This is a genomic window from Prosthecobacter algae (assembly GCF_039542385.1).
Lineage (GTDB): Bacteria > Verrucomicrobiota > Verrucomicrobiia > Verrucomicrobiales > Verrucomicrobiaceae > Prosthecobacter > Prosthecobacter algae.
This window is the reverse complement of record NZ_BAABIA010000002.1, coordinates 628,375-648,874: the sequence shown is the minus strand read 5'-3', so window position 1 is coordinate 648,874 and position 20,500 is coordinate 628,375. Positions and strand designations below refer to the sequence as shown.

The window sequence follows — 20,500 nt, the reverse complement described above, 5'->3', positions numbered from 1 at the left end:
TTCAACAAACGACCTGACCTTTTTATGAATGCTACCTGCTGCAACCCTGCCTCCACCGCCACTCAAACCACTCCTAGCGTGGGCGTGACCGAAAGCCTACAAAAACCCCTCTACAACGTCATCGGAAACACCGACGCCTACGAAGTCCGTGTCGAGCTGCCGGGGGTCGCCAAGAGCGGCGTCAAGATTGACTTGGAGGACAATGTGCTCTCCATCCGTGGCGAGCGCGGGTCGGCCACCCCCGAAGGCTGGAAAACGCTCCACCGCGAGCTCTCCGGCCTCGGTTACCAACTCCGCCTGCGCCTCAACACGCCCGTGGATGAAGACAAACTGACCGCCAACCTCGAAAACGGCGTGCTCACCCTGAAGCTCCCCCTCAAGGAAGCCGCCAAACCCCGCCGGATCGAAGTCCAATAACCTCGAGCATTTAAAACCCCAACCCCACAGCGCAGCATCGGTTTCGGTGCTGCGCTTTTGTGTTGCATCATGTGGCGCGCTTTCGGTTAGGCGTTCAGCGCTTCATCGAAACGGGTGATGAGATCGGCGATGTCTTCCAGCCCGGCGGAGACACGGATGAGGTGGCGGGGCACGCCGCAGCTTTCGGCCCAGTCCAGCTCCTCGTAGTGAGCCAGCAGGGTGTAGGGGCAGACGAGGGTGAAGTCCGTGCCCAGGCTGGGGCCTTTGCAGACTCGCAGGGCATCGTAAAACCGGGCGCTGGTGTTGGCGGCATCTTTCAGCACAAAGGAGAACAGGCAGCCGTAGCCAGCGCCTTCGCGGCGCACAAATTCATAACCGGGGCCACCTTGCTGCTTCGCATGCCACACGCGCTCCACCTTGGGGTGCTGGGCCAGATACTCGGCCAGGGCCAGGGCATTGCGGCTCATGGCTTCGGCACGCTGGACAAAATCGCGTGAGTTTTGCTCCAGCGCCACGGCGTCTTCGAACCACAGTTCATGGTCCGCATGTGCCTTCAGGAAGGCGGAAAAGGCGGCATGATGCGGGGAGGCACGGTTCAGGATGACACTGCCAGCCAGGACATCGCCCGCGCCGGAAAAGCTTTTGGTTAGGCTGCTAGTCACCACATCGGCCACGCGGCAGGCATCGGCATGGACGACGGTGGAAATGGTGTCATCCACAATGATGGGCACATCCGGCTGCGTCTCGGCACGGATGGCCAGCAGGCGCGGCAGGTCCACGCAGCGCAGCAGGGGGTTGCTCGGTGCTTCGCAGAAAAGTCCGGCCAAAGATTCACCCGCCAGGAGGATGCGCAGTTGCTCATACTCGCTCTCTTCAATCAGCGGCAGGAAATGAGCCCCGCTGCCAAAGGTCTGCTGCAGCTTCAGCACATCCACATAGGGAAAGTCGAGCTGCACCGTGCGGCAGCCTGGGCGCAGCGTGGTAAGCATGCGATGCACCGCATAGTTCGCCGCCATACCCGAGGGGAAAAGAAAGACGTCTTCCGGCTGCTGCCCGGCCAGATCAGCCAACCGTTGGCGGATCGCCGCACTGGCTGCAGCCCCGGCCTGGGCGGAGGTGCTGCTGGTCGTCTGGCCCAGCACATGCGCGGCCTGGCGGGTGCTCACCACCTCGCCACAAAAGCGCCAGAACTTGCGCGCTTTCACATAGGCCTCGGCAGGAAACAGGGCCACTCCCAGCTTTTGATCGCGCCACTCCGCCGCACGCCCGGAAAAACCGTCACGAGCGATGAATTCTAGACACCTCTGAGCATGAACCAAACGCGGAAAAACGATGGCACGCTCCCCGTCCTGCCCGATCTCCTTTTCCGCCTGCACAAACAGCGCGCCGATGGCCGGCGGGCAGCAAAAGCGTGGGTAGCCGGAGCGGAATTTCGACACAATGTCCGGGTCGCCCTCTTCATACCCCACCACATGCTTCCACAGCGGCAGCGAGACGCTGACACCGAAGTCGTTGTCGGGCAGGGGAGATCCCAGGGAATCAGCTTCCCAGAGAGGATGGCGCAAAAGGTCAGACATGGCGGGGGATGTCAGCTTTACCCCGCCCGGCGCGGCGCTCAACTGCAATCCTGGGTGTTGAGTGGGTTGGCCCCAAAGAGTGAGGACATTCTGGCCTCAGTTTGAGAATATTTGAGACTCTCACTCATGGCTACCATTGTGGCGTGGACCCATGCCTGATCTTGGGAGGCTTCGCGGCTGCGCTTAGAGAAGTGAACGCTGCGACGGGAAGCGTTTTTTAACGAAAAGGATCGTTGCCGCGCTGCCCTGCATTGGGAGAAGTCTGGGTAGGTGTGACGATTCGTTCCGTAACCAAGTTTTCAGGCACAGATTGTTGCAATCGCTTTAAGGCCTGGCTGGCTTCGTCACGAATGAGAAAGTGCCGCCTTTCATATTCCACGGAGGATCCGCCTGAATGGTTGAAACCTCGTTGTTTGACATAGCCAGGATGCTTTAAAAGGCGGTTTAGCTGAGTGATCAAGTCCGCTTGGCTTATCCCTTCTTCCAGCAGTTTAAAGTTATCCGCTGGAGGTGCAAGGAGGCTGAGGATGATACCAATTGAGTCATCTGATTTCATCTCAAACTCATCGGTTTTTTGATCTCTCTCATCTGCCTTTGCCTTGATGACTGGCAGTAGCTGCTGTTTCAAATACGGCAGGTAAGGAAGGTAAGCAGATCGTGTGGATAGTTGTTGCCATATTACAGCACACTGCACGGGACATGTGCGCAGGCAATGCTTCCAAAAAAGACCTTCATCGGTTTCACGATCCGGATCGCGTAGACCCCCATGGCCATCCATTCCACGGCGATTTTCGGCCTCTTCAGCTCTGAGCAAAGCATTCAGCACAATGATTTGACTGTCAGAGGAGAGCTTCCAAGCCTGCTCCACTAATTTCTGCCAGCGGGAGCGTCGGGAGAGTGCTTGGGCACCCGCTCTCACAACAGCTTTATTGGAACTGGCCAGATAGGATTCAAAAATGGCATCCCCCAGACATTCATCTGCGAGCGGAGCTTGTGCGGTCAGGATACGAAGCATCGCCTCCTGCTCTGCCTCAGGAGCTGTCATCAGACGATTGGCGGCCATTTCCAGAACGGGCTTCAACGATGCGTTAGAAACGGGTTTGGGAAGCGCGTAGCCTGTCCGGGCGGGTTCCGCGAGTGCAGCCATGGCCTGCCAAAGTAAATGCGGGATGGATTCAGGCGAACCAAAAATGGAAGGCTCGGAAGGAGGTTTGATCAGAGCCTGAAAACAATGGTTCAACAATCTTTCCCAATCCATTTCCTCCATCCAGGGACGTGCCAGCACCGCCTTGATTGAGGCCAGGGCTTTGGATTCATCATCGGTGAGGCTTTGTTTGGCAGACTGCCGTGCTACCCATTCCTCGGCCTTTCTTTTTGGGCTTTGGGTTCCCGGTCCTCCCAGAACCCTTAACAGTTCCAGGGAAGCAATTCCCAGTTCCTGGCGGAACACTTCATCTGGATGATCTGAATTGAGGGTATCCAGGTCTAGATGGCGGTAGAGTTCCTGAGGTGTTCCGCGCCACGTGATGCCATCCTTGTTCGCCGCCTCTACATCAGCAGGTGCATAGAGCCCTTTGCCGGTGTTCGAAATAACCTCCACACTCCCGTAACAGGCATAGCGGACGCGGGCTGAATGGCCTTTTTGAGCTCGATAGCCAGACAGTTTAAAATGCTGGCCTGGAGGCAGTACACGCACGCCATAACTGTTTCCACACCAGCTGCTTTGATGCGCCTGGGCGCGTTGCCATCTTCCGTCCGGCAGCTCATGTTCCAGCTTGATGTAAATGTCTCCATCCTGGGACTCGAAAGTCACGCTCGCTTCGGAACGATTGACCAGAAACAGGAGGTTGGCTTTTTCACTCGTCTGAGAAAAGTCGGCGTAGAGCGTCAGTTCGCCTTCAGCCGCGACCACCTGCTTAGGCAGTTCCACATTGGGAATTGGGTTACCTACTCCACCATGGAAAGAGGCTGAGGCATTCGGCTCTTCATTTCGCGACTGCCCCCAGAGCTGTGGGGAAAGCAGTCCCAAAACGAGAAAGAATAGGCGTATCATGCCTGCATGAGTATCCTGGAAGACTGGTTGCGTTCAATCCTCAGGCTTATCTCAGCACCAATCCCGCATGGTCACCATTTTGGCGTGGGCGGCGCCGCGGTCGAGGAGGGATTCGGCGAGGGTTTTGCCTTCGGCGAGGTCGGGGGTGATGCCGGTGATGGCGAAGCCAGCGGCGGCGTTCAGCACGGCGATGTCGCGTTTGGGGCCTTTGAGGGTGGCGCTGAGGATGCCTTCGATGATGGCGGCGTTTTCTGCGGCATCACCGCCCACCAGTTCTTCCAGCGCCCCGGGGCTAAATCCGAGGGTGCTGGGATCGAGGGTGATGTCGGTCACCTTTCCCTCATGCACCTCGCAGATGTGGTTATGGCCCAGGGTGGAAAGTTCGTCCATGCCGCCGCCAGTCTGAGTGGTGCCGTGGACGACCCACGCTTTTTTGCGCCCCAGGGTGCTCAAAATCTCGCCAAAGGAGCGGGTGAGGGTGGGGTCAAACACGCCCAGGAGCTGATAATCGGGCCGGGCGGGGTTCAGCAAAGGGCCCAGGAGATTGAAGATGGAGCGCTGGCCTTCGCTGGCCAGGATCTTGCGGGCCTCGCCCACGGCCTTGAAGGCGGGGTGGTATAGGGGGGCAAAGAAAAAGCCCAGGCCATTGGTCTCCATGCCGCGCGCCACGCGGTCCACCGGCAGGTCAATGCGGATGCCCAGGGCCTCCAGCACATCGGCCCCGCCCGCCTTGCTGGTCACGCCGCGGTTGCCATGTTTGGTCACGCACACGCCGCCCGCGGCCAGGATGAACATGGCGGTGGTGGAAACATTGAAGAGGTGCAGCTTGTCCCCACCGGTGCCCACCACATCCAGCATGGGGCCGGGCAGTTTGGCGCGGTCCAGGCCCGGGTCCACGGCCAGGCGGAGAAATTCCTGGACGAAGGCGGCGATTTCAGCCGGGGTTTCACCCTTTTTGGCCAGGGTGCGGAGGAAATTGGCCTTGGTTTCCGCAGACTCTTCCGCATCCACCAGAAAGGCGGCGGCTTCGCGCACTTGGGCTTCGGTCAGGCTTTTGCCTTCGGCGAGGGGAGTGAGTAAGGTCTGCATGGGACGCGGATGCTGACAGAGGAGACCCCTTTTGGCAATCGCCAGCGCGCAACGATTCCTTGTCTTTCGGCTAAAGGCATGGCTATGAGGAGGAAAGACATGCCTGACCTCTCCCCCATCCTCGGCATTGACCTCGGCACCACGAATTCCCTCGTCGGTGTGGTGGACAGCGGTTTCCCCATTCTGCTAGCGGATGAGGAAGGCCAGCGGCTGACCCCTTCCGCCGTGCATTTCAGCAGCGAGGGCGCACGCATCGTCGGGGCCCCGGCCCTGCGCCAGCGTGCCCTGGACCCGCAGCGCACCGTCACCAGTGTGAAGCGCCTCATCGGCCGCCGGGCGGGGGAGGGGGGCTGGCAGCCGCCCTATGACTTGCGTCAATTGGGCGTGACGCCTGTGGAAGTCTCCGCCGAGATCCTGCGGCGGCTGAAGGCCATCGCCGAAAGGGCGCTGGAGCAGCCTGTGTCACGCGCCGTGATCACCGTGCCTGCCTATTTTAACGATGCTCAGCGCAATGCCACCAAGCAGGCCGGGGAGCTGGCTGGACTGACGGTGGAGCGCATCGTCAGCGAGCCCACGGCTGCGGCCTTGGCCTATGGCCTGGACAAATTGGACGAGCGAAAAAAGATCGCCGTGTATGACCTGGGTGGCGGCACCTTTGACATCAGCGTTTTGGAGATGCGCGAGGGTGTGTTCCAGGTGCTCAGCACCGCCGGGGACACCCAGCTCGGCGGAGATGACATCGACCGCCTGCTGGTGGAGCATGTGCTGCAAGGTGCCAAGCTTTCCAGCCCGCCTGATGGAGCCCGGCTATCATCCCTTTTGGTCGCGGCGGAAGTGGCCAAAAAACGACTGTCCGCAGAGGACAGCACCCTCATTGAACTGCCCTTTTTCGATGGAGCGAACAGCCTCAGTCTGGAGTTGACCCGCGTGGCTTTTGAAAAGCTCATCCGTCCCTTGATCGAGCGCACTCGTGCTCACTGCCTGCGGGCCTTGAGCGATGCCGGGGTGAAACCGGAAGAGCTGGATGAAGTCATCCTGGTGGGCGGCAGCACGCGCATCCCGCTGGTGCATCGTTACGTGGAGGAAATCTTTGGCCGCGCGCCGAACACTTCACAAAACCCCGATGAAGCCGTGGCCCTAGGCGCGGTCATTCAGGCGGGGATTTTGAGCGGTTCTTTGAAAAATGTGCTGCTGCTGGATGTGACACCCTTGTCGTTAGGTATCGAGACCTTCGGCGGCCTGATGAACATCATCATCCCGCGCAATAGCACCATTCCCTGCAAGGCCGGGGAGATGTTTACCAATGCCGTGGCGAATCAGGCCGACATGCTGATTCGCGTGCTGCAGGGCGAGCGCGAACTGGCCAAGGACAACTGGGAACTGGGCCGCGTGGAGGTGCCTTTTCCCCCAGGGCCGAAAGGCAGCGCGCGTGTGGGGGTGCAGTTCTCCATTGATGCCAACGGCATCCTGCAGGTGCTGGCCCGCGATACCGCCACGAATACGGACACTGTACTGGAGATCCAAAACACCGCCGTCAATGTGGACGATGAGCGCGTCGAGCAGATGATCGCCGAGAGCGTGGAATACGCCTTTGAGGACATGAACGAGCGTGTGTGGACGGAGGCCCGACTGAAGGCCGAAGAACTCCTCCCCGCCGTGGCCGCCGCTCTGGAACAGTTCGGCGATGCCGTCACGGCTGAGGAACGCGCCGTCATCGAAACCGCCGCTGCCAAAGTCCGTACTGCTCTGGAGGCTCCCGGGCACGATGCTAAAGCCCTTAAAGCTGCGAACCAAGCCCTCGATGATGCCACCCAGGAACTCGCCGTGCGCCTGGTTGAACAGGCGATGGAAGAGTCGTTGGTACGGCGCGGCTTGATTTAAAGAAGTATCCGAAGTCTCGCGAAGCGTCCCGGAGTGCGGCGGCAGAGAGGCGAGGGCACTCCATGCCTCGGCGACGCCGCTTTCGTGCGCAGTGAAGAGGTGAAGTCACTCCAGAAGATCTCGAAGGTGGCTGCGCTCGTGTTCGGTGGGTGGTTAGGATGCGCGCACCCCGCCCGAGAGCGGTGTCGCCGAAGCCTCACGGCTCCGGCTTCTTTGCCACCGCACTCCGGGACGCTTTGCGACTTCTGGAGTCGCATTGCTCACATAACTTTTAAAGAAAAGAACCCTGCGGCCTGCGATCAAAGCTCGCGGGTCGCAGGGTCCAGGAAGACCTTAGGTTCTCGGAGGTTGAGGCTTACCCCACCAGCTTGCGGGCTTCGGCGAGGGCGGCGTCCACTTTGGAGACGTCCTTGCCGCCGCCACGGGCGAAGTCAGGTTTGCCACCACCTTTGCCGCCGACAATCGGGGCAATGGTCTGGATGATCTTGCCGGCCTGCACCTTGGCCTGATGCTCCTTGGAAACGGTGGCCATGAGAGTCACGTTGCCGCCGCCAATGGAGGCCAGAACAATGACGCCATTGAAGACGCCTTTGAGGGCATCGTTCACGGCCATCGCGTAGTCGCCATCCACATCGCCGAGGTTGGCGATGAGGACGTTGTTTTCAGCGGTGGCGAGGAGTTCCTTGGCCTTGCCGGAGGCTTCGCGCTGCTGGGCTGCCTTGAGGGCTTTTTCCAGCTCTTTTTGTTGGGCCAAAAGGTTGTCAATCTTCTTCTCCAGATCGCTCACGCCCTGGGCGCTGACTTTGCCAGCCAGTAGTTTCAGCAGGTCGGCATCGGCACGGGCGGCGTGGTAGGCTTCCAGTCCGGCGATGGCTTCGATGCGGCGCACGCCAGCAGCCACGGCACCTTCGCCGATGAGGCGGAAGAGGCCGATCTCGCCCGTGTGACGGGTGTGGGTGCCGCCGCAGAGTTCCATGCTGTAACCATCCAGGGCCAGCGGCTTGCCGCCGATCTGCACCACGCGGACATTCTCCGGATACTTCTCACCAAAGAGCTGCATGATGCCCGTGTTGTTCTTGGCTTCCGCATACGGAATCTCGTTCCAGGAAACAGAGTCATTCGCCACGATGCGCTCATTCACCAGCTTCTCGATGTCAGCAAGCTGACCGGCGGTGAGGGCGGCGTTGTTAAAGTCAAAGGTCAGCTTCTCAGCCGTGACGTTGGAGCCTTTTTGAGTTGCCTCCTGGTTCACGACTTCATGCAGCGCCCAGTGAAGAAGATGCGTTGCGGTGTGATGACGCTCGATGGCGTGACGGCGCGGGCCATCTACAGCCAGGCGGACGAGAGCACCTTCAGCAGGAGCTTCTTCACCTTCAATGAAATGTAGCCAGGTATTGCCCACCTTCGTCGTGCTGCTGATCGGGTAAGTATTGGCCCCCAGGATGATCTGGCCACTGTCACCGATCTGGCCACCCATCTCGGCATAACAAACACTGCTATCCAGAATGATGGCCGTCTTGTCCTTCATCGCCACGACTTCCAGCACCTTCGCTTCGGTCTCCAGTTCGTCGTAACCGATGAACTTGGTGGGTTCCTTGGTTTCGATTTCGCTGACAGAAACGACGTTCTTTTTCATGGCGGAACGGGCGCGCTCGCGCTGTTCGGTCATGAGTTTTTCAAAGCCTTCAGTATCAACAGTTAGGCCACGCTCGCGAGCGAGGAGTTCGGTGAGATCGAGAGGGAAGCCGCAGGTATCGTAAAGGAAAAAAGCGAATGCACCACTAACCTGAGCAGGCAAGGATTTGGAAGCCATGATCAGGCGCTCCAATTCAGTGACTTTGTCTTGTTTCCTGCTCATTTCTTCAGGGGATGCACTGTCACGATGCTGAAAATTTCCTGGCTGAATGCCATTGGCAAACCTCATCGCACATTCAGCTAAAGAATCATCCTCGCGAATTCCGACTCGCTCGCAATTAAGCTTCAAGTCGAGAGCTGCCTTATGAAGCTGGTCTGCAATAGACCTCATCGCATCAACTTCGGCATCTTCAAAGACAGCAGTCCTGAGGACTTGAGGTTTAAGTTTACGGAAACTTTCCTCAATAATTCCAATTCGAGGATTTCTTTGCTCTACTTCATAGGCGTAAAAATCGAATTCGATCACGCCCTTATCTAAGGTCCGGTTGAAACTCTCTTCTTCCACCTTCAGCACCGCCTTGATCTGGTCTTTGCGGGCGCGCAGTTCTGGGAACACTTCGCCCATGTGCAGGGCCAGGACGTCCACGAGTTTGTAGAAGAAGGGCTCCTTGAATTCCAGCGTGCGTCCATACTTCACGGCGCGGCGCAGAATGCGGCGGAGGGTGTAGTTGCGGTCGCTGTTGCCGGGCTGGATGCCGTCGGCAATGGAGAAGCTGAGCGTGCGCAGGTGGTCGGCGATGACGCGGAAGGCCACGTCCACTTTCTCCTGTTCCGTCACGGGGATGACGTGGCCCTGTTCATTGGGCAGGGGCAGGGTGCTCTGGTAGTGCTTGCCGCTCAGGCGGGTCAGCTCATCAAAGATCGGCTTGAAGACATCCGTGTCGTAGTTGCTGATCTTCGCGGTCTCGAAGTCCGTGAAGTTCTTCGTGCCCTGGATGATGGAGGTCAGGCGCTCAAAGCCCATGCCGGTATCCACGTGCTGCGCAGGCAGCGGGGTGAAGGTGCCGTCGGGGTTGGCGTTGTACTGGATGAAGACGTTGTTCCAAATTTCGATGCAGCTCGCGTCGCTGCCGTTGACCAGTTTGGCACCTTCGCGCTGACGTTCTTCGCTGAGCTCAATCGGGCCGGGGGTGAGGTCAATGTGGATCTCGGTGCACGGGCCGCAGGGGCCGGTATCGGCCATCATCCAGAAGTTGTCCTTCTTGTTGCCGTTGACGATGTGGATCTCGGGATCAAGACCCACCGCGCGGAATTTTTCGGCCCACAGGTCCCAGCTTTCCTGGTCGCGATCCGCCGGATCACCCTTCTCTTTGTTAGGCTGGTAGATGGTGGCGAAGACACGGCTCGGCGGGAATTTGAAACGCTCGACGATGAGCTCCCAGCTCCAGGAGATGGCCTCCTTTTTGAAGTAGTCGCCAAAGGACCAGTTTCCCAGCATTTCAAAGAAGGTGTGGTGGTAGGTGTCCAGGCCCACGTCTTCGAGGTCGTTGTGCTTGCCGCCGGCGCGGATGCACTTCTGCGTGTCGGCAGCGCGGGTAGGCAGGCCTTTGGAAAGCACGCCCGGCCAGGTATCCACATCGGCACTGCGCTCGCCGAGGAAGATGGGAACGAACTGGTTCATGCCCGCATTGGTGAAGATGCGTGCGCCGTCGCGGCTGGTGTAGCCCACGTTGTCACTGGGGACGATGGTGTGGTCCTTGGACTTGAAAAAGTCGAGGAACGTCTGGCGAATCTGGGCGGCGGTAGGGACGGCGGACATGGCAGAAAGGGCGCGCACTATGGCGGAGGATTGAGCCTTGACCACGGAAAAGAAGGGGGCTGCGTGGGAAGCACGGTCTTGATCCAAACGCTGGGAGGTTGGCGAAGAGGGCGCTGAAAAGTCCTTAAACCCTAAAATGAGAGGGAAAAAATCCAGGTTTTGAATCTTAGGAACGTAAAAAACTTGTAAAATTATCGTACTTAATTAGAATTATCAGAGTGAATATCGGGTCTCATCTTCCAACGACATCCTTGCGCCGGGCTGGATTCAGCTTGGTGGAGATGTTGATAGTCATTACCATCCTGGGCATCATGAGCACCATGGTGATCATCGCCTTTGGCGGGGTGCGTCAGGGGGCTGAGAATGAAAAGGACAAGCGCAATGCCCAAAACATCGCCAGCCTTGCCGCCGTGGCCAGTGCAGCGGATGCGGACTTTGCCGTGCCTGGGAATAAGACCGCCTCGGTAGAAAATCTGCGCGATGGCTGCAGCCCCTCCACGGGGATCTTTAAAGGGCATGTGTACCAGCTTCCCTCGATGACCCGCCATGACATCCAAGGAGCCATCCGCTATCTGCATTTGAAGGGAAACGAATTGGTTTACCACCAAGTGGAGGAATAAGGGCGGTTCCATCCACGCTTTTTCCTCCTGCAACTTGCACAGTCCTGCATCTGGCGGCATCAGCACAACCATGCTCCGTGGCGCTGAACAATGGCTCTGGTCTTACCTCACTCGTGAACGGCACTCTGGCCGCATCTCGCCGGGTCAGCCTGTGCATGCCTGCATCGCCGTGTGCGATCATTTTGAGCCGCTGCACCATACGGACAAGGCGGGGGCCCTGCGGGCCATCGCCGACTGGCAGGCGGCCTGGCCCAGCCTGGTGAAGTCCCACCCGGACAGCGGCGGGCGCGGCCCCCGGCACAGCTTTTTTTTCCCGGTGGAGCAGTATCAGTCGGACCTCCTCGCCCCTGTGGCCGAGCTGTGTGGGGAAACCGGCAGCGAGGTGGAGATCCACCTGCACCACGATAATGATACGGAAGAGAGTGTGACGAAGCTGCTGCTGGATGGCGTGCGCGACCTCGCTAGTCACGGGCTGCTAACCCGAGGTGCCGATGGGCGACCCGGCTACGCCTTCATACATGGCAATTGGGCCCTGGACAATTCGCGCCCGGATGGCCGCTGGTGCGGCGTTTCCAATGAACTGACCGTGCTGAAGCGCACCGGCTGCTATGCGGACCTGACGATGCCCAGCGCGCCGGACCCCTGCCAGACGCGGGTGATCAATTCCGTCTATTACGCCCGTGAAGACGGCTGTGCGAAATCCCACAACACCGGTGTGGCGGTGGAGGCCGGGAAAACGGCGGCCCTGCGGGAGAAAGACGACCATTTGCTGCTGATCCAGGGGCCCCTGGGGCTGAACTGGAGCCGGAGAAAATGGGGCCTGCTGCCGCGCCTGGAAAATGGCGATCTCACGGGAGCAAACCCGCCCACTGCCACCCGCGCCCGCCTGTGGCTGGAGCTCTGCCCCCGGGTGAAAAACGGGGCCCCCTGGGTCTTCATCAAGCTGCACACCCACGCTGGCATCCCGAAAAACTATCGGGCGCTCCTCGGTCAGGCGGCCCAACAATTTTATCGGGGGCTGGCGGAGCTGGCGCAGGCGATGCCTGGCTTTCACTACCATTTTGTCACCGCCCGGGAACTGGTGAATCTGGTCCATGCGGCGGAAGACGGCCACACGGGTTCCCCGGCGGAGTGGCTGGACTATCGTTATTCCAAACCGCCCGTGCTGGGCTAGGCATCCTCAGCCGACGAGGCGCAGGAGGTAACGCACCTCCTCCTGCCAGTCATCGCCTGCTACCATCTGCTGGACGAGGCGCTGGAACTCATGGGCTGCCTCCTTGCGCAGTCGGTGCAGGCTGACTTTGAAGTCAACGATGCTGGGCAGGCCTGCTTTCTCGGCGAGCTCCACCGAGGATAGCGGCTGGTTTTTCATCTCGCACAGGATTAGCGGCTGTAGCGTCTCAAAGACGGTCAGGCGCTGTCGGTAGGTGTAGGCGCAGCGCAGGCTGTCCAGCACCTGCTGCCAGAGTTGGCGAGCAAAGGCGCGATCAAAGGCGCGTTCAGGATCGTTTTGATCCTGCTCGGCATGCTCCTGGTAGCTGGATTCGGCGAGGACAAAGTCCAGCGACACATGCTCCACACCGCCTCCACGGATTTGGGTCTGCTGGCGGGCGATGCTGCTGGAGAGTCGGCGGCGGAAGATGGTGATGATCCAGGTGCGCAGGCGGCCCTGCTGGCCGTCGTAGTTGGCAAAGCCGTCGACGTTGGAGACGATGTGGTGGAAAAAGTCCTGCACGGCATCCGCTGCCGCAGGTTCGCTCATCCCGGTGCGGCGGGAAAAGTCATAGAGCGGCAGCCAGTAGCGCCGGGCGACCAGACCGATGGCCTCTGCCCGCAGGGAGTCATCCGTGCTGTGCAGTCTCCTCACTAGGGTGAGGCTGGTTTCGGGGAAACCTTCGTTGGTCGAAAGGAGGGACATTAATGGATCTTAATCATGAGGGAATACCCATTTGGCACACGATAGGTACAGTTTTTCTGCTAGAGGTGGGTGATACTTGCGTCCTGATAAGCCAATGAATCCGGAATCGTCTCCTCACTACGAAGATGAGATCCCCTCATTTCAGTCCATTGTGGAGAATGATCTGGGGTTGGCTGAGGCCCCGCAGGTCAAATGGCAGGGGCCGAACCTCATTTCGGACGAGGTGCTGGTGCATCTGCTGCCACACTATGAGCGCTGGGTGTTTCTGGGTGCGGGGGGCATGGGGGTGGTGTACAAGGCCTGGCACCGCGAACTCCAACGTTGGGCAGCGATCAAGTTCCTCACGCCCAGGCAATGCTGCGACCCACGGGCCGTGGCGCGGTTTCAAAACGAGGCCAAGGTGCTGGCCCAGCTCCGCCACCCGAACATTGTTCCCGTCCACGATTTCGGCTGCCAGGGGGACCTAGCCTGGCTGGTGATGGATTTCCTGGACGGTGTGCCCCTGCAGGTCTGGGCGCGGGAAAAAAACCGCAGGCCCAGCGAAATCGCCCGCATGATGGCCAAGGTGGCTCGCTCCGTGGGGGTGGCCCATGCCTCGGGTATCGTGCATCGCGACCTGAAGCCCGGCAACATCATGGTGCTGGGTGAGGAACCTGTGCTGCTGGACTTTGGGCTGGCCCAGAAGCACACCTGGCAGGAGGACATCCGCCTGACCCAGGAGGGGGAGCTGGCGGGGACCGTCGCTTATCTTGCACCCGAGCAGGTGGCCCCTGAGCTGGGAGAGCCGTCTCCGGCCACGGACGTGCACGCCTGCGGGGTGATGCTGTATGAGATGCTGGCCGGCCGGCTGCCGAGAGCTGGCCTGGCCTCCCAGATCATCACCCGTCTGCATGAGGATGACCAGCCGCCCCGGCTTCGTGCCGCGATGAAGCCCGTATGCAAGGAGCTGGACGCCATCTGCTGGCACGCCATGCAAAAAAAGCCTGAGGCCCGGTATGCCAATGGCATTTCGCTGGCGGAAGATCTGGAGCGGTTTTTGGACGGCCGCCCCATCCGTGCCAAGAATCCGGACCTGGTGGACATGGCCTATCTTTACCTCCGCCGTTATCCCTGGGTGGCGGCGGCGGGTGCCGTGGCCCTGGCGGCCTTGGCCCTTTCCGCCTGGTCCACCCACCGCATGCAGTGGAGCCAGAACAAGGCCCGGCTGCTCTCCCAGATCAATCGCCAGCTCACCGAGGCGGAATGGACGCCGGATCGGCTGGCCCTCACCGACGGGCTGCTGAATGAGATGCACCGGGTGGACACCGTGCTGGAACGGTACCTGAAGGAGAACGTCCTCAAACGCACGCATCGGCGGGTGGTGGATTTGCTGGAAGCTCCGCGACTGACGGAGGACGAGACGGCGCAGGTGCCGGTGCTGCTCCGTGATCTTATTGCCCGGGGCCATCCGGAAAGCTCGGCCTTGCTGAAGCGCTGGCGTGCCCGGGAATCCGCCTGGCAACCGCTGGCCAGCCTGCGCCCGCCCATCACGCAGTTGGCTGGCGAGGTGATTTTCCAGGCAGGGGCCTGGGATTCCCGGCTGGGGGAACTCCGCGCCCAGCCCAAAGTTCCCGGGCAGACGTGGACTACCCTGATGGGCAAGTTCGATATCGAAGGCTCGGTGGAACTTGAGGCGGAGTTTCATGAAACCTGGCAAGAGGCGAAAACCTGCGGGGTAAACCTGATCCTCCCGGTGCTGGGAGACATCCGTTTCCAGGTCTTTCACCCGGCCCGCTTTGCCACCCACCTGCCGAAATTTGAGAACCCGGGGAATGCGCCCGTCATGGCCATTTTGTCGGGGAAAATGCCCTTGGCTTATGCCTTTCTACCCCAGGAGGTCCGCGCCAGCCCGCATCTCATCCTGCGCTGCCGGTATGAGAACGGCGATCTGTCCTTCTCGGTCAATGGAGGTGAAGCATTGCGCCACACGCGCATTTTCGAACTCACGCGTCCCTTGTCCAAAGCGCAGTTCAGCGTGCTGCTGCCGGTGGAATCCAGCCTGGCCCGCTTTGCACTGCGGGGCCGGGACGTCAAGGCTGCTGCCTCACCCCTTGCCAAGGCGGATGACCTCTTCAGCATCGGCAAACCGCAGGAGGCCCTGGCCATCTATGAAAAATACCTGAACCGAGCCGACGTCAAAGCCGAGTGCCTCTACAAATATGCCGCCTGCCTGGAGGCCCTGCAAAAACAAGCGGATGCCATCGCCACCTGGGCTCAGGTGGCCCAGAACCAAGCAGAGCCCTGGAAAAGCCTGGCCATGTTTCAGATCTGGCGCAGCCATCTCATCCAGGGGGACATGGACAGTGCCAATGCGTGGTTTGACCTGCTGATGGGCACTCGCCCGCCTGAAATCGTCCGCATGGGCATCCCAGCGAGTGATTTGCAGCTACTCAACGAGCATTACCAGCCCATCACCCGCAGCCTCAACTGTCTCAAGGTGGGGCCTGAGGACATGGCGGCATTGGACCGCGCCGTACGGGTGCAGCACTTCCTCGGGGCGGACGACCGCCAGACGGCCGTACGCACCGCCATGGCTTTTCATTTTGCTGGTCGTGACCAGCAGGCGCGCAAGCTGCTGACTCAGGCCGTCACCCAGGTGCGCCCCTCTGCCGCGCTGCCCGAGATGGAAATGCAGCGGACCCTCGCCTGCCTGGACCAGTGGGCTGCCCTGGGCCAGGGCGAGGCGGACCCGGTGCTGCGGGCCACCGTTACCTCCTGGCTGCATGCCCTGGAGGGCAGCCAGAGCTCCAGCCGTGCGATCCCCTGCCTGGAAGATCTGCGGCATGAGATGCGCACCCGCCCGCCCCTGAAAGCAGCGCACCTGGACACATTGCGCCAGCTCACCGCCACCCCGTCCCTGCACGCCCGGCATCGCATTGAGGCCTGGCTGCTCACCGGCCTGGTGGAAACGGACCCCGCCCTGCGCAAGCAAGCCTGGCTGGCGGCGGCGCAGGTGGAGGATGCGGAATCAGCCACTGCCGACAACACCCAGCAAAGGCTGCACTCAGAATTCGTCGCCCGTTGCCTGGCTCAAAATTGGACGGCGGCCAAGGCCATCGAGTGGATGTCCACTTTGCTGGGCAAATCCCGCCCCCTGGTCACGCGAGGCCGCTGGATCGGCCCCATCGTCCAGGCCCTTGCCGGAGATGCCCTGGCGCAGGCCTTGAATCAGGTTTTGCAAAGCGGGCGCGGGCAGCAACTGGCCAAGGACTACATCCTGCGCCGCCGGGCTGCGCGGGAACTCGCCCATGAGACCATGGAGCTTTTCCTCAGCGCCTTGTTTGCTCAGGGCAGTCAGTGGCCAGTAGAAAATCCGCACGTGCAGAAATGTGCGCAGGAGATCGTCTCCGCCTTTTGCCGCCGGGAGTTTTCTGAGGTGGCCCTCATGCAACTATTCAGCCTCTGGAGCGGGGTGAAAAACCAGGCCACTTGGGACCTTCTAGCCGGGGAGCTGAAACCAGCCCTGCGCGAGCCGCTGGCCACTCTCCTGGTCCGGCGCTATGAGGTCCTGGGTCAGCCTCAAGCCGCTGCTGAATTCCGGGCTGCTCCTGCTGAAAAAGAAAAACCCGCGCCGAAAACGACGCGGGTCACACCGGAAGAATTTCCGGACTGAGGCTTACTGGATCTCCAGACACACGCCTTCCTGCGTGCTGCGGGCAAACAGGCGGTTGTAGGCCAGCACTGGGTAGCTCCACACCTTGCCTTCCAGCACATCATTGCGCTTCAGCTCCACGTATTTTTCGGGGTTGGCCTCGACGACGACGATCTCGCCCTTGTCGCTGAGGGCGATCACCTTGTCGCCCGAGAGGATCACCTGACCAGGGCCGAATCCGGCTTCCTTCCACACGTCCTTGCCCGTCTTGATATCCACACAGGCCAGCGGGCCCGCACCGTATTCCTTGAAGCTGAACATGCCGTAGAGGTAGCCGTCCTTCACCACTGGAGTGCTCCAGTGGTTGAAGCACTCGTTCTCACGGCGCCAGATCTGCTCAGCGCTCAGGCCGCTGCCGCTTTTGCTAATCTTGAAGGCACCTGCACCCACCCCATAACCGGCGGAGCAATAGACGATGTCTTCATAAACCACCGGACTGGCGGCCGTGGAGATCTTGAAAGGGAAGTCCCCGCGCCACAGCACCTTGCCATCGGCAGGGTTCACGCCCACGAGACCCACCTGCGTAAAGAAGATGGCCTGGTGCACGCCATGGATGTCGGCGATCACCGGAGTGGCGTGGGTCATTTTGTCGTTCTCGCCTTTCCACACGATTTTGCCCGTGTCCTTGTTCAGACCCAGCAGTGCCTGGCCCTCGCCACCGCCGCACATCATGAGGATGTCGCCATCAATGACGGGAGAGGCGGCATTCTGCCACTTGATCTGCACGCCAGCGTTCTTCTTCATCACGTCGTGGCTCCACACTGGTTTGCCGGTCGCCGCTTCAAAGCAAAATACGCCCAGGTTGGCATCAATCGCATACACCTTGCCCCCATCCACCACCGGGGTGGAACGTGGGCCATCGCCACCTTTGTTATCTGGGGCACCAGCATCACCGCCGCCATCGTACTTGCCGATGACAGTCAGGGGTTTTCTCCAGACTTCTTTGCCGGAGAGCACATCCAGGGCCACCAGCACCTCGCCCGTGTTGCCATCCGTTTCGCCCGTGACGATGGTGAAGGCCTTGGCCCCTGCCACGGCAAAGGAGCTGAAGCCGGTCGGGGTCTCCGTCTTCCACACCGTCTTGATGGTGGCATCTTTCCAGTTGGCGACCTTGGCGGCCGGCGCGGTGCCGTCATTGTTCGGGCCGCGGAATTTGCCCCATTCTGCAGGGGTCTGGGCGGAAAGGCTGGACGCCGCGAGGAGCGAACCACTGACGAAGGTGAGGGTGGGGCGATTCATAAGATGAAGTTGCAGGGCCGTGTGTAACGGGCACGGGCGCATGAGTCTTGCGAAACCCAGCCCTCACGGCAAGCAAAGACGTGGGGAAATCACAGTCCGTCCAACTGGCGGAGCACCCCGCCATAATAGCCCTGCACCATCGAAATGATGCGATAGACCACAAACATCACCACCAGGCCATAACCGATCTTGGGCAGCCATTGGGAGGCGCGCTCCATGGCCTGGGCGGCCTCCACCGTTTCCGCTGCCGCCCAGCGGGTCATTTCCTCATCCAGCTTGCCCACCTCCTCCGCCGTGGCGAGGGCATTGACAAACTGCGGATCGAAGGTGCCCGACTCCGCCAAGGATAGGGCCAGCGGTTCGCCTTCGGCCTCGATCCGGGCCGCAGCACTGGAGGCTCCCTGCCTGAGCTGGCCAGACTGCGAGGCCTCCCCAGCCAGACGGCAGATGGCGGACATGCGTAACGCCGCCAGCAGTCCGGCGTGAAAGACCTGGCAAAAACGCGCCAGTGCCCAGTGATTTCGGGCCTGGCCGATCCAGGGGACTCGGCCCAGCCACCGATCCAATGCAGCGGAGTCCACCGCCTTTTTTTCGAGCCACCGCCAAAGCAGCCAGATGCCAGCCAGTCCCGGCCACAGCACCACGAACCACACCAGCACCCGTGACAGAAAGCCCGGACCTTCGGTGGCGACAAAGGCTGTGGGGATCTCTGGCAGCACGATGGCCATGTGCAGGAGCACCATGGGGTAAATCATGGCGCTGCGCATCTGCCTTGCTGCGGCTTCGGCGGCTGCATAATAGCGGGCCAGATGGGTAAAGGCGGCACTCAGCCTGCCGCTGCTTTCGCCCGCCTCGATAAGGCCCAGTTCCAGGCCGCTGACGAGCTTTTGGTTATGTTGGCGGATGGCTTCGGCGAGGCTCAGACCCTCCGTCAGGCCCCGCTGCATGCCTTCCAGATAGCTGCGCCGCTCCGGGCTGCACTTCTGGGACAGCAGCAGCGCCAGTGAGCGGTCGAGGTGAAAGTCCGCCTGCGTCAGCTTGGCCAGCTCGCGATACAGCACGGTCTTTTCCGCAGATTTCATCGCTGCATCATCGTTAGAGGCAGGAAAGAAGCGAGCTTAAACCGGGCTGCGCCCCCCCATGGCGTGCTCATAGGTGCGCAGAAGTTGTACCACGCTGCGTTCCCAGCTCAGTTCATGGGCCAGCCGGTTTTGGCCGATCTGGCCCATCTCAGCCCGCCGTGGCGCTTGATCCAGCAGTTCCAAAATGGCGTCGCCCAGCCTAGCGGCTGAGTTTTCCATGACATACAAAGCAGCTTTGCCTGCGGAGTAGCGGCCCTCCCGGGTGCCGAACATGACCTGGGCTTTGCCAAAGGCCATGTACTCCAGCGTCTTGTTCATCGTGCAGTGATCGTTGTAGTTGTTGATCGGGTCGCAGGCCACGCCCAGGTCCATCGTTTTCAGCGCGGTAAAAAGGTATTCATTGGAGACCCTGCCCGGCATGGCCACGCAGTCCTGCAGTTCCAGGTCATCGCGCAGTTTCACCAATTCCGCATGCTCCGGCCCGCTGCCCATGAGAACGAACTGCACCTCCTGGCGCCCGCGCAGATTCACGATGTGGCGGGCGGCCTCGATGAGGTAATGCACACCGTCCGCATTGCCCATGACACCGATGTAGCCCACGAGAAAACGCCGTCCGTTCTTCAGCTTTGGGTCGGCCGGCACATCGGTGGGCAGCTTGTTCGGGGCCGTGCGCACGATGAAGACCTCCTCGTCTTTTTTACACCCGCGTTTTTTCACGGTGGAGAGCACGCTCTCGTTCGTCGCCATCACCGCATCGGCCAGGGCCAGGGTGCAGCGCTCCGCCAGGCGGACGGCGCGATAGAGAAGGCCACGCCGGCCAAACTTGGCTTCAAACATTTCCGGCCACAGGTCGTGGACATCGTAGATCACTTTGACCCCGGCCAGCAACTTGAAAGGCAGCGCCACCAGGAACAACAGGTCCGGTGGGTTGCACAGGTGGATTACATCGAACCCGCCACGCCGCCAGGCTTTCAGCGCGCAGCCAAATTCGCCCCACAGTGCCGTGGCGTATTCGTAAATGAAGCCCCGGATGCCGCGTGCCTCGTCACTGATCCAATGCCGGTAAATCCGGATGCCATCCAGCACCTCTTCGGGTTCTGTGTAACCGCGCATCTGCGGGCAGATGACGGTCACCTCATGGCCCGCGTCTCTCAGGGCGCAGGCTTCTTGCCAGACACGCCGGTCCAGCGGCACGGGCAGGTTTTCGACTAGGATCAGGATGCGCAGTCGGGACATCGGGCGCAAGCCTTGCCGTGTCTGGCCGTTTCGCAAGCGTTTGTCCTGGTCAGCCCTCCAGGATGGAGGCAGAAACGCGGGCGATGATGTGGCCCTGCGGGTCCCGAACGATGACCTTGCCATGTTCGACCACGGGGGAATCGCCCATTGCTTCCACGTAGTCGGTCGCCAAATCCTTGCCACAGCCCAGCAGCTGACACAGACGGGTGACGCGGGCTTTGAATTCGGATTCTGTCATAGAGA

14 protein-coding genes are annotated in these 20,500 nt (G+C 60.5%); 5 read left to right on the top strand and 9 right to left on the bottom strand.

Annotation, left to right across the window (positions count from 1 at the left end; translation table 11 throughout):
* The first annotated feature begins 24 nt into the window (after positions 1-24).
* A complete protein-coding gene (locus ABEB25_RS06010) occupies positions 25-417 on the top strand; it encodes an Hsp20/alpha crystallin family protein (RefSeq protein ID WP_345735480.1) in 393 nt (130 codons plus the stop codon).
* Positions 418-503: 86 nt separating this feature from the next.
* Here the strand turns inward: ABEB25_RS06010 and ABEB25_RS06005 are convergent, their stop codons facing one another.
* The 3 genes from ABEB25_RS06005 to trpD form a co-directional block, all read right to left on the bottom strand.
* On the bottom strand, positions 504-1,994 hold the full coding sequence (locus tag ABEB25_RS06005; RefSeq protein WP_345735479.1) for a PLP-dependent transferase: 1,491 nt from the start codon (positions 1,992-1,994) through the stop codon (positions 504-506).
* A 217-nt stretch (positions 1,995-2,211) separates the two neighbouring features.
* Positions 2,212-4,047 carry a hypothetical protein gene (locus tag ABEB25_RS06000; RefSeq protein WP_345735478.1) on the bottom strand — a complete coding sequence of 612 codons (1,836 nt, stop codon included), beginning with the start codon at positions 4,045-4,047 and terminating at the stop codon, positions 2,212-2,214.
* Positions 4,048-4,098: 51 nt separating this feature from the next.
* Positions 4,099-5,136 (bottom strand): anthranilate phosphoribosyltransferase, encoded by a 1,038-nt coding sequence (trpD, locus tag ABEB25_RS05995; protein ID WP_345735477.1) that lies wholly within the window; start codon positions 5,134-5,136, stop codon positions 4,099-4,101.
* 99 nt (positions 5,137-5,235) lie between these two features.
* On the opposite strand from trpD, the gene ABEB25_RS05990 reads away from it, so the two are divergent.
* A complete protein-coding gene (locus tag ABEB25_RS05990; RefSeq protein WP_345735476.1) occupies positions 5,236-7,017 on the top strand; it encodes an Hsp70 family protein in 1,782 nt (593 codons plus the stop codon).
* Positions 7,018-7,372: 355 nt separating this feature from the next.
* On the opposite strand, the gene alaS is transcribed toward ABEB25_RS05990, so the two are convergent.
* The gene (gene alaS, locus ABEB25_RS05985) at positions 7,373-10,471 is read right to left on the bottom strand and encodes an alanine--tRNA ligase (protein WP_345735475.1); all 3,099 of its coding nucleotides are present in this window, start codon (positions 10,469-10,471) and stop codon (positions 7,373-7,375) included.
* Between the two features lie 218 nt (positions 10,472-10,689).
* Between alaS and ABEB25_RS05980 the strand changes: the two genes are divergently transcribed.
* On the top strand, positions 10,690-11,091 hold the full coding sequence (locus ABEB25_RS05980) for a type II secretion system protein (RefSeq protein WP_345735474.1): 402 nt from the start codon (positions 10,690-10,692) through the stop codon (positions 11,089-11,091).
* 70 nt (positions 11,092-11,161) lie between these two features.
* Entirely contained in the window at positions 11,162-12,265 is a 1,104-nt protein-coding gene (locus ABEB25_RS05975; RefSeq protein WP_345735473.1) for a hypothetical protein, read from the top strand.
* Positions 12,266-12,271: 6 nt separating this feature from the next.
* Here ABEB25_RS05975 and ABEB25_RS05970 read toward each other — a convergent pair whose 3' ends face one another.
* Complete coding sequence (locus ABEB25_RS05970) at positions 12,272-13,009, bottom strand: RNA polymerase sigma factor (RefSeq protein WP_345735472.1); 738 nt, start codon at positions 13,007-13,009, stop codon at positions 12,272-12,274.
* A gap of 94 nt (positions 13,010-13,103) precedes the next feature.
* Here ABEB25_RS05970 and ABEB25_RS05965 point away from each other — a divergent pair, with 94 nt between their 5' ends.
* Entirely contained in the window at positions 13,104-16,661 is a 3,558-nt protein-coding gene (locus tag ABEB25_RS05965; protein ID WP_345735471.1) for a protein kinase domain-containing protein, read from the top strand.
* Positions 16,662-16,664: 3 nt separating this feature from the next.
* Here ABEB25_RS05965 and ABEB25_RS05960 read toward each other — a convergent pair whose 3' ends face one another.
* The 4 genes from ABEB25_RS05960 to ABEB25_RS05945 form a co-directional block, all read right to left on the bottom strand.
* The gene (locus ABEB25_RS05960) at positions 16,665-17,939 is read right to left on the bottom strand and encodes a PQQ-like beta-propeller repeat protein (RefSeq protein ID WP_345735470.1); all 1,275 of its coding nucleotides are present in this window, start codon (positions 17,937-17,939) and stop codon (positions 16,665-16,667) included.
* Positions 17,940-18,028: 89 nt separating this feature from the next.
* On the bottom strand, positions 18,029-19,021 hold the full coding sequence (locus ABEB25_RS05955; RefSeq protein WP_345735469.1) for a type II secretion system F family protein: 993 nt from the start codon (positions 19,019-19,021) through the stop codon (positions 18,029-18,031).
* Between the two features lie 36 nt (positions 19,022-19,057).
* Positions 19,058-20,257 (bottom strand): glycosyltransferase family 4 protein, encoded by a 1,200-nt coding sequence (locus ABEB25_RS05950; protein WP_345735468.1) that lies wholly within the window; start codon positions 20,255-20,257, stop codon positions 19,058-19,060.
* A gap of 49 nt (positions 20,258-20,306) precedes the next feature.
* Positions 20,307-20,495, bottom strand: a complete 189-nt coding sequence (locus ABEB25_RS05945; protein ID WP_345735467.1) for a hypothetical protein — start codon at positions 20,493-20,495, stop codon at positions 20,307-20,309.
* Positions 20,496-20,500 lie beyond the last annotated feature (5 nt).